The 10,155-nt window shown below is 59.0% G+C and carries 7 protein-coding genes and 2 pseudogenes; 5 read left to right on the top strand and 4 right to left on the bottom strand.

The window, feature by feature from the left end:
• The 3 genes and pseudogenes from Q0650_RS09635 to Q0650_RS09625 form a co-directional block, all read left to right on the top strand.
• Positions 1 to 344: pseudogene (locus Q0650_RS09635) on the top strand (hypothetical protein); the annotation flags it as partial.
• 416 nt (positions 345 to 760) lie between these two features.
• Positions 761 to 1,660, top strand: coding sequence for a UV damage endonuclease UvsE (locus Q0650_RS09630; protein WP_298818357.1), 900 nt, complete (start codon positions 761 to 763; stop codon positions 1,658 to 1,660).
• A gap of 332 nt (positions 1,661 to 1,992) precedes the next feature.
• Complete coding sequence (locus Q0650_RS09625; RefSeq protein WP_298818355.1) at positions 1,993 to 2,736, top strand: peptidylprolyl isomerase; 744 nt, start codon at positions 1,993 to 1,995, stop codon at positions 2,734 to 2,736.
• Here Q0650_RS09625 and Q0650_RS09620 read toward each other — a convergent pair.
• Positions 2,723 to 2,920 carry a hypothetical protein gene (locus tag Q0650_RS09620; protein ID WP_298818353.1) on the bottom strand — a complete coding sequence of 66 codons (198 nt, stop codon included), beginning with the start codon at positions 2,918 to 2,920 and terminating at the stop codon, positions 2,723 to 2,725. The genes Q0650_RS09625 and Q0650_RS09620 overlap by 14 nt on opposite strands.
• Positions 2,921 to 2,982: 62 nt before the next feature.
• On the opposite strand from Q0650_RS09620, the gene Q0650_RS09615 reads away from it, so the two are divergent.
• Together Q0650_RS09615 and Q0650_RS09610 are read left to right on the top strand one after the other, a co-directional pair.
• Positions 2,983 to 4,803 carry a 2-oxoacid:acceptor oxidoreductase subunit alpha gene (locus tag Q0650_RS09615; RefSeq protein ID WP_298818351.1) on the top strand — a complete coding sequence of 607 codons (1,821 nt, stop codon included), beginning with the start codon at positions 2,983 to 2,985 and terminating at the stop codon, positions 4,801 to 4,803.
• Positions 4,804 to 4,837: 34 nt separating this feature from the next.
• Entirely contained in the window at positions 4,838 to 5,872 is a 1,035-nt protein-coding gene (locus Q0650_RS09610) for a 2-oxoacid:ferredoxin oxidoreductase subunit beta (protein WP_298818349.1), read from the top strand.
• Between the two features lie 261 nt (positions 5,873 to 6,133).
• Here the strand turns inward: Q0650_RS09610 and Q0650_RS09605 are convergent, their stop codons facing one another.
• The 3 genes and pseudogenes from Q0650_RS09605 to Q0650_RS09595 all read right to left on the bottom strand — a co-directional run.
• Entirely contained in the window at positions 6,134 to 8,062 is a 1,929-nt protein-coding gene (locus tag Q0650_RS09605) for a glutamate mutase L (RefSeq protein ID WP_298818347.1), read from the bottom strand.
• Positions 8,063 to 8,080: 18 nt separating this feature from the next.
• Entirely contained in the window at positions 8,081 to 8,728 is a 648-nt protein-coding gene (locus Q0650_RS09600; RefSeq protein ID WP_298818345.1) for a hypothetical protein, read from the bottom strand.
• Positions 8,728 to 10,155 (bottom strand): annotated as a pseudogene (locus tag Q0650_RS09595) (hypothetical protein); the annotation flags it as partial. The gene Q0650_RS09600 and the pseudogene Q0650_RS09595, both read right to left, overlap by 1 nt.

Here is a 10,155-nt window from a genome sequence, read left to right as displayed (position 1 = left end):
CCGGCTCCTCGGCGCGTCGTCGCAGTCAGGCCGGACAGTTGCAGACCGTCTGCGCCGGCTCCTCGGCGCGTCGTCGCGGTCAGACCCGGCGGTTGCAGACCGCCCGCGCCGGCTCCTCGGCGCGTCGTCGCAGTCAGGTGCGGCAGTTGCAGACCGTCTGCGCCGGCTCCTCGGCGCGTCGTCGCGGTCAGACCCGGCGGTTGCAGACCGTCCGCGCCGGCTCCTCGGCGCGTCGTCGCGGTCAGACCCGGCGGTTGCAGACCGTCCGCGCCGGCTCCTCGGCGCGTCGTCGCGGTCAGGCCCGGCGGTTGCAGACCGTCCACATCGGATGCAGCGGCGCATAGTCGCCCGCTGGCCTCCAGCGTAACGGTCAGGCCGGACAATTGCAGACCGCCTGCGCCGGCTCCTCGGCGCGTCGTCGTGGTCAGGCCCGGTGGTTGCAGACCGTCTGCGCCGGCTCCTCGGCGCGTCGTCGCGGTCAGACCCGGCGGTTGCAGACCGTCTGTGCCGGCTCCTCGGCGCGTCGTCGCGGTCAGGCTCGGCGGTTGCAGACCGTCCACATCTGATGCAGCGGCGCATAGTCGCCCGCTGGCGCTGGTCGTGGCTTTCGCGGTAGTCGATGCTTGTTGGGACGACAACGCACTTGATGCTGATACCAGTATGAACTATAGCCACCACCGTGACTGATAACGCGCGTCAGGAAACACCTGAACCTGGCCGAAGAGTCTCTATCAACCGACAATCACAATGCAGCAATCGCATGATCCGACTTGGCTTCGCCGTTCGCACTGTCCATCAACCCGGCCTTGCCGGCGGTTCACCACCCCATCTGAGCGTCCTACTCACACAACTGGGTGATCTGCTCGGCTATCTCGAACGCACAGCGATCCGATTTTACCGGTTTGCGCTGCCGCGTCGCCTTTCGCCTGCCGATCTGATTGACTGCCAGACCCAGCTCGAGCTGCTTGCCGGGCAGGTCGACACGCTCAGCTTGCGTCTTGGGCTGCACCTCGATCCAGCCCTTACCCTCAGCCATCCCGATAACAGTATTGCTGCCGAAACCATTGCGGCCATCGAAACAGCGGCACAACTCCTGGAGGCGCTCGATCAACCCGGTCAGATTAGCCACACCCTGGTGATCCACGCTGGCGCCGGCGATCCGGCGGCACTGATGCGCTTTGCCCGCCGCTGGTCAGCGCTATCATTCAATGCGCGCTCGCGTACCACGGTTGAACATAACAGCAATGGGCCTTCATTGCCAGCCCTGCTCACCCTGGCTGCTCAGACAGGTGTGGCAATTGTCTTCGACTATCTCCACTTTCAGTTGCACAACCCTAACGGCTGGAGTCTACCGTTAGCATTGGGGTTGAGTCTGGCGACATGGCCGCCAACCGCGCGCCCTGAAGTCCATCTGAGCAGTCAGCGCAGTGAGGCCCATCTGCTGACAGGTCGCAACGGGACAACGCGGGTATTACCTCCGCGTCCCGGGCAACACGCCGATTTCGTGGTTGTCCATGATGCGCTCGCTCTGCTGGCTGCCAGCCGCGGCTTGCCGCCATTCGACCTGATGCTCGAAGCGAAAGCCGGCGATCTGGCCCTGTTGCGATTGCGCCACGATCTGGCCCGCTCGGCTCCGGCTTGGGCAGATCGCGTTCGCTAAGCCACGAAAGGCGCGCGTGTATGAGGTATCAGGTGATGCACTGCGCAGGAGCGCACCGTTTCCACCATCCCACCAGCGCGCTGGCGTTCGGTAAGGCACGGAAAGCATTTGAGGCATCACGCGCCGGCAATCCCATTCGGAACGGGCGCTCTGATGTAAACGACACTTCCTCATTACAAAAGACGTGGCTCAAACCAGACAAACTGCAACGCAAGGGAAGCCCAATCCTTTATTCGGTATGGCCCGTCAACCTGTCTCCTTAAACGCTTGTCATACCTGCCCGCTCACCGGTATAATGCCTGCGGCAGATGACAAACGCTATGAGGTGAATCGTGAGCACAGGACATCCATCATCACCAACCAATCCACTGGCCGGAATTGTGGCCATTGCCATTCTGTTACTGATTCTTGGGCTGGTAGCCGGTCTACTGATTAGTCGCGCGGCGCCACCAGCCGCTGCGCCGTTGCCAACCATACCGGCAGCCCCCCCAACTGCTGCGCCAACGAGCGCTCCACCATCGGCGAGCGGCTCGCCGTCAGTCATGCCAACGGCCACCACCTATCGATACGATAGCCCGCCACCAATGACGATTGATCCGGCCAAAAAGTACACTGCCACAATCTACACCCCGCGCGGCGAGATCGTGATCGAGTTGTTGCCCGATATTGCGCCGCAGACGGTCAATAACTTTGTCTTTCTTGCCCGCCAGAACTTCTACAACGGTCTGACCTGGCACCGCGTGCTACCCGATTTTATGGCGCAGGGTGGCGACCCAAACGGTGATGGCACCGGTGGACCCGGTTATACGATCCCTGCCGAATTTACCGACCAGATTCTGTTCGATCAGCCAGGCATTGTCGCGATGGCCCGATCGTCTGACCCGAACAGCGCCGGATCACAATTCTTTATTACCACTGCTCCGGCGCCATGGCTCAATGAGCAGTACACGATCTTCGGTCGCGTCATTCAAGGGCAAGACATTGTGAATGGCATTCCCCTGCGCGATCCGAGCAATCCAGCCGATCTGGCTACACCGGGAGAGACCATTTTGGGAATTACGATTAATGAAGAATGACGCAGGCGCTGCGCTGATTGAGCGGCGGTGATTGGCGCAGCGCATCACGATGTAGAATTGTGAAGCGGGGTGAAATGATATACCACCCCGCTTCCTTTACCCCACCGGAAACCCAGGCAGCGCGTGGCAGGCAGAGCACATGACCGGGAAACGTCGCTGCCCGACCGGCCCCTACTTGCCACAAACTAGTTGCTCCTCGTATAATACCGACAGTGCTCAACGTCGAGCTTGCATTGCGAGGAGGCTATGCAATTTTCCCAACCTGTTGTCAACGAGTTCGCCATTACTGCCGCCACAGTCAATGGATCAGGCAGTCAGACCGCGAACATGGTTCTCATGCGGGCAATCTTCTTGATGGGGATTCCCGTATCCGGCAAGAACCTCTTTCCTTCTAACATTCAGGGCGAACCAACCTGGTATACGTTGCGCGTCAGTCAGGCCGGCTACACCGCGCGCCCAGCCGAGACCCCGATTCTGGTCGCCTTCAACCCACGCACAGCCGATGAAGATCTGGCACAGCTACCACCTGGCGGTATTTGCCTCTACCCTGCCGACGGGCCATGGCAGCCGCGACGGGCTGACATTATGCCATTTGCTCTTCCGGTGCGCCAGATTGTCGATCAAGTTGGGGTTAGCCAGCGTCTGCGCACATACGCTGCCAATATGGTCTACGTAGGCGCGCTTGCCGCTCTGTTAGGCATCGAAGATGAAGCGCTGGTCAAGGCAGTCAACTACCAGTTTCGCGGCAAACCGAGCGCTATCGATCTGAATCTGGCCGTCATTCGGGCTGCCCGCGCATGGGCTGCCAGCGAGCCATCGCCAGCCCATGGCCGGTTTCGCGTTAGCCGTATGCAATCTACCACCGGCATGATGTTGATCGATGGCAATACCGCTGCTGCTATCGGCGCGATTATGGGCGGTGTGGGAGTAGTAGCCTGGTATCCGATTACGCCCTCAAGCAGCCTGATCGAATCGCTGGAAAGCTATCTCCCCCGTCTGCGCCCGTCGGATGACGGTGCAACCTGCGCCATCGTGCAGGCCGAAGATGAGATTGCGGCTTTGGGAATCGTGATCGGCGCCGGTTGGGCCGGCGCGCGGGCAATGACAGCTACCTCCGGGCCGGGGATTTCACTAATGACCGAATTTGCCGGTCTTGGCTTCTTCGCCGAAATTCCGGCGGTGATCTGGGACATCCAACGTGTCGGCCCTTCAACCGGTCTGCCCACCCGCACTGCGCAGAGCGATCTGCTCTCGGTCTATTACCTCGGTCACGGGGATACGCGCCATGTAGTCTTGCTGCCGGGTTCGATGGAAGAGTGTTTTAGTGACGCGCAACTGGCTTTCGATCTCGCCGAGCAGTTGCAGACACCTGTCTTCGTGCTCAGCGATCTCGATCTGGGGATGAACATCTGGATGAGCCAGCCTTTTCGTTACCCGGAACAGCCAATGCAGCGAGGGAAAGTTCTCAGCGCTGAAGATTTGGCCAGACTCAGCTCGTATGCTCGCTTCGCCGATGTTGATGGTGACGGGATCGGCTATCGCACGCTGCCCGGTAACCCGCACCCACTGGCGGCAACGCTCAGCCGGGGCACTGGCCATAATGAACGCAATATGTACAGTGAGCGGCCAGAAGACTGGCAACGCAATATGGCCCGCCTCTGGCGCAAACACGAAACTGCGCGCCGGCTGGTTCCACGACCGGTAATCGACCTCAATCCACAGGCGACGGTAGGGCTGATCGGTTTCGGCTCAACGGCGCCGGCAATTGAAGAAGCGCGTGATCTGCTGGCCGCTGCCGGCATTGTTACCAGCAGTATGCGAGTGCGGGCGCTGCCGGCTGGCCCGGAAGTGACCGATTTCATTGCCCGTCACCAGCACTGCATCGTGATCGAGCAAAACCATGATGGTCAGCTTCGCCAGTTGCTCCAGCTTCACTGCCCGACCTACGCCACTCGCCTGGGATCGGTGGCCTGGTGCGATGGATGGCCACTCACGGCGCCGTTCGTCCGTGATCAGGTTGTGATGTCTCTCGAGCAGATGCGTGAACTGACGCCAGTGATCAGGTAGCGACAGCTCTGCGTTCACGACTGAGGAACTATTTATGACTCAACAGACAATCAACGCAATTGGCCTGACCAAAGCCGACTATCGCGGCGCGCCTTCGACTCTCTGCGCCGGTTGCGGTCATGACTCGGTTGCCAGTCAGATCATTGCCGCTGCTTTCGAGCTTTCCCTGCAACCGCATACTGTCATTCGCATGAGCGGCATTGGCTGTTCGAGTAAGTCAGCAGCCTACTTTCTCGGTCGCTCACACGGATTCAACTCACTCCACGGACGGATGCCATCTGTGACGACCGGCGCGCATTTGGCTAACCACACGCTGCGACCACTGGCGGTAAGCGGCGATGGCGACACGGCCAGTATCGGCCTGGGGCAATTTATTCATTTGCTGCGCCGAAATGTACCGATCGTGTACATTGTGGAAAATAACGGTGTCTACGGACTCACCAAAGGTCAATTTTCGGCCACTGCCGACGAAGGGCAAGAGCTGAAACACGCCGGCATCAATCAGTTACCGCCGATCGATGTTTGCGCTGAAGCTATCCTGGCCGGTTGTGGCTTCGTTGCCCGTTCGTTTGCCGGCGACGCCAAACAGGTGCGCGAACTGATCAAGGCGGCATTTAATTTCCACGGCGCAGCGGTGATTGATGTGATCAGCCCGTGCGTGACCTTCAATAACCATGATCGATCGACCAAGAGTTACACATACGGCAAAACTTACGAGTCGCCATTGCACGACATCAGCTTCATTCCACACTACGAAGAGGTTTCAATCGAGTACGAACCGGGCGAGGTACGCGATGTGCAACTGCACGATGGGCCTGTCATTCGATTACGTAAACTCAATCGCGATCACGATCCATCTGACCGGTTAGCAGCTCTCGCTCTGCTCGAACAGGCGCGCGCGGCAAACGAGTTTGTGACCGGGTTAATCTATTTTAACGAACGCCGGCCAACGCTGGCCGAGATATTTCGGATCGGGCCAACTCCTATCGCAGCGTTGCCGGAGTCGCGGTTGCGCCCAACCCGCGAGGCTTTTGCCAGGGTGATGGCTGACCTGGTAAATGGTGAATGACCGGTAATCAATCAACCGGAGACGCGCGATATTGCGCCGGTTTTCGGGGTGAACAGAACCCGATCCGCATCGAGGGACGTTAAAAGCGCGCGATATTGCGTCGGTTCACGGGAATGCACCGAACCCGATCCGCATCGAGGGACGTTAAAAGCGCGCGATGTTGCGCCCCTACCGTTGCGATGGTTGTCTGGGCGCGATGTTGCGCCCCTACCGTTGCGATGGTTGTCTGGGCGCGATGTTGCGTCCCTACCGTTGCGATGGTTATTTGGGCGCGCGCCGACCAAACAAACGCCAACGCGGTTTCGGCGCCGCTGGCGTCGGTTCGACCACTATCGGCATTGGCGCTGTATCGGTTGGCACCGACCTTCCATCAGATGGTGACGGTGTCAAATCGGGTTCTGGATACGGACTGTCGCTACGCTCGGCCCCTACCGCGCGTAGCCACGACCACAGTACCCGTCGCCGTTCAGCTCCTTGATTGGGTAGTGCCAGTGGCCGACCACGCGCATCAATGACCAGACCGAGCAGGCTACCCGGCACTTCAGCCGGATCACTTTCTACCGGCTCGCCGGGGCGATCACGGCCTACCTGGACGCCAGCCATCGGTTTCACTTTGACCTGAGCGTAACGACCCGGTGGCAACGGCAGGCGAGCCAATGTACCGTGAAAAACCTCAATCCGTTCGCTCTCACCGCCGACAGTGATCAACTCGACCTCAGCCACCGGTTCACCAGGATGACCGGCTCCTTGTAAAACAATACAGGTCGCTAACGGGGTGTTCGGCAACAGATCGCGATCGCATACCGCCAGCGCAGCATCGGCGTTTAGCGCAGCGAGGGCGCCACACACTGACAAAAGGCTCAGAGTATCGAGATGGACGTGTAACAACAGGCCAGGTATGTCATTGCCTGGTTGCAAGCTATCAAGCAAAGCCAGTAGCGCCATACCGGGATGCGGCGCATGAATGAATGGCCCACCACTGACAAACAGGCGACTATACTCAAACAATGTTGTTTCATCACGTAGAGACGCCAGGCCAGCAGCCAGGGCCTCACGGGCAAGCGCCAGATCGAGATAACAATCTTCGCGACTCGCCGGTATCATCTGTGGTCGCAGTACCCGATTGAGTACGCGCTCGATCAGTTCAGTTTCATCAATTGCAAAAGGTAGCCAGCGCGCAATTGCCGCCGGTCCAACTGCGCTGAGCAAGTTGCCTGCGCCGTAGGCCAGGCCCTGCACGCCATGAATGGCAGCGTGAACAGTGCCTGGCGCAGCAGCGATCAGGGTCGTCGTTGTCGCGCCCACATCGACACACAAGACGGGCTGTTGTTGCCGCTCGGCCAGGAAGCGAGCCATCACATACTGAGACTCGACAACGGTGCGCAAAATCGGACGCGCATCCTGGAATTGATTGAGACCAGGCAGATCGGTCAACTGACGGGCATAGCGCGCCAGCAACACTTGTCGAAGCGGTTCCAGCACCGCTCGATCCAGCGCCGGACGCACATTGGATACGGTAAGCAATTCGCAAGTGCGTCCCTGGAGCGCTGTATGGATCTGCGCTTGCGCGGCGGTGTTACCAGCATAGATGACAGTTGGTAACTGAGCGCCCATCGTCTCATCGAACAGTAATTTCAGATTGACCAGATGCGCGAGGCGGTTAACGCTTTCCACCGCACCACCCTCTACCCCACCGGTCACCACAATCACATCAGGCGAGAGCGGTAATAGAGTTTCGAGCTGACGTTCCAACCAGGATTGGCCATCGGTCGTTGGCGGACGCCCCAGTGTATCATCAAGCGTCACCACTGCCAGCACCACACCGGGCACACCACGGACTGCGTGGAGAGCGCTGCGCGCCGAGACATCGGCAGCAATCGCCGCCACAACCACACGCAACGGTTCGAGCGCCGAGGCCACAATGACGACGGCATCGATCCCATCACCGGCATTGGTTTGCGGGATCAGCAAGCGTCCTTCGCGCAACAATTGCCGGCTCGTCAAATCGGCCAACTGCGCAGTAGCTTCCTGGATGGCGAAAAAGATATTTTGATACGGCAATTCACGGCTGGTCAGCGTCTCTGCTTGCCCGATCAGACGACTCTCGCCATCGACCTGATCGATCAGCGAGACCCTTGTCGTCACACTACCAACTTCTGCGACCAGCACCGCGCGCGCGTTATCAGCCATGCCTTATTTCCTTGCGGTCTACACATTCAGTGCAGCGCGCACCCATTCCACCACAAACACGATTCGCTCATTGAGGGCCGCAAGATACGAACCGATGCTACCGGCCAGGAAGAAGCCAAACGCAACCAACAACACCCAGCGCCCAACCTGAGCAACGATGACGAGCCAGCGCCGACGAGCCAGATCGGGTGGTTGGGTCAATGAAAACGATAGCAGTGTTGCAATGGAGCCAAGCACCAATACAATACTGCCGATAATTGCAGCAGGCGAGGACAGATCCGACCGGGTCGCATCGAGTACCTGGGGCAGGATGGTACCGATCAGCGCGCCACCAACCACCAGCGCCGCGCCAACGCCAAACACTAATGCCAGCGGAAGATTGGCTAACCAGGAACTGGTCTGCTGACCACTGACGCGGGTCAACAAAAGCGCTGCCAGCACAAATGGAATGAGGCGAAATGTTACCAGTGCCGGCTGTCCACTGACCGCCAGCAGATCGATCACCGCTGGACGCAGCACTTGATGATAGATGACGACAATAGCGTAACCAAGGGCTACGCCAACAAAGAGGTATTGCGCGAGCCGAAATGCTGGCGTATCGCCAATCACACGACTGAAAACCAGCAGAGTGAGCAGCACCGGTATCAGGTTGATTGCAATATCCATTAAGCTTTTCCTCGCACTGCTGACCGCAACCGATTCACTAGCAGGACTATTCCGCCTAGCGCCAGCACGACTACAAACACAATTGTCGCCCAACTCTGGTATGCAACCATTGCAGTCGCAGTTTCACCAACTGAACTGGCCATTCTCAGATCGCTGGCGCCGCGCTGACCGGCCACTGCGTACACGTTCGGCAGGCGCAGATATGGTAGCACCTGTGGATAAACCTCTTGCGGCAGCAAGAAGGCGATTGGAACCTCCGGCGCTGCGCTATGGATCTGCTCCATCCATGCCTGCACATCTTGCGACTGATCGGCCATCACCACTATTAAGGACAGATCGGCCAGCGTTTGAATACGGGGTGAACCATCGGGCCGCGTTGCCAGCAAACCGGCAGTCGCATCTTGACCAGTATAATCACGACGCAACTGCGCGCGCAGGTCAGTTGCCAGACTCCGCAGTGCCAGTTCGCCACCCGGTCGATACCCCAGTATCACATAATCGCGCCCGCCAAAGATAACACCATTTTCGTTGTTGTAACCAGCCGCTCGCAGTGGACCGATCAGATCAAGCGAAAGCACTGCTCCTTGCAGATCGGTACTCACGACGATTAAGCGTGTTCGATCAACGATTAACTGGTCAATTAAGGCCTGCTCAAGCGGGCGCAACTCAGCTACACGCTGCGCTCCCCATTCGTAGGCAACCAGGACGACATCATCGCTGTCCAGATTAGCAATGTGTTCGCTCAGGGCAACTGCTGGCGGTGTGGGTTGTGACTGATTGAACGATGGCGCTATCAAACCCGGCGCCAGAATGCCGATCAGAATCGCGACGAATAAGAGCCATGCCAGCCACTGTTCAAGCGCGGGCAGGCGTCGGTGAACGACAACCGGTTCAGCCGTCGGGGCAGTAGCCGGCAACGGCGACTGAATCAGTTGTTCCAGAAGAGTGATTGCTGCTATCTGATCGGGTGTGCGCGGCGCAGGAGACGGTAGCGGTGGCTTCACCACTTCGATCTCAGGGACAGCAACCACAGCTTCTTCGAGTTCGGCTTCCCGACTGCCGAGACGTTGCAACCAGCTCAATGAGGGCACAGCAGCCGTTTCAATCACAGCTCGTTCTGGTGACGCGCGCAACCATGGCGGCAATTCAGCGCCGCTAAAGAATTCATCACTGGTTGAACTTGTCGTTGGCGGCAGTTCAGACATTGCCGGCAAGTTATCCGGCTCAGCCTGCAACCAGGGCATAGCCTCCGCAGAAACATCGGCTGTTAACCAATCGGGAGTGTCAACTTTAGCGGCAGAAGACTCGTGCAACCACGCCGGCACGTCACTGCTCGCCGCTGGCGCCTCTTGCAACCACGCCGGCACGTCACTGCTCGCCGCTGGCGCCTCTTGCAACCACGCCGGCACGTCACTGCTCGCCGCTGG

The organism is uncultured Chloroflexus sp. (assembly GCF_937129525.1).
Classification (GTDB): domain Bacteria; phylum Chloroflexota; class Chloroflexia; order Chloroflexales; family Chloroflexaceae; genus Chloroflexus.
This window is presented reverse-complemented; position numbering and strand designations above follow the sequence as displayed.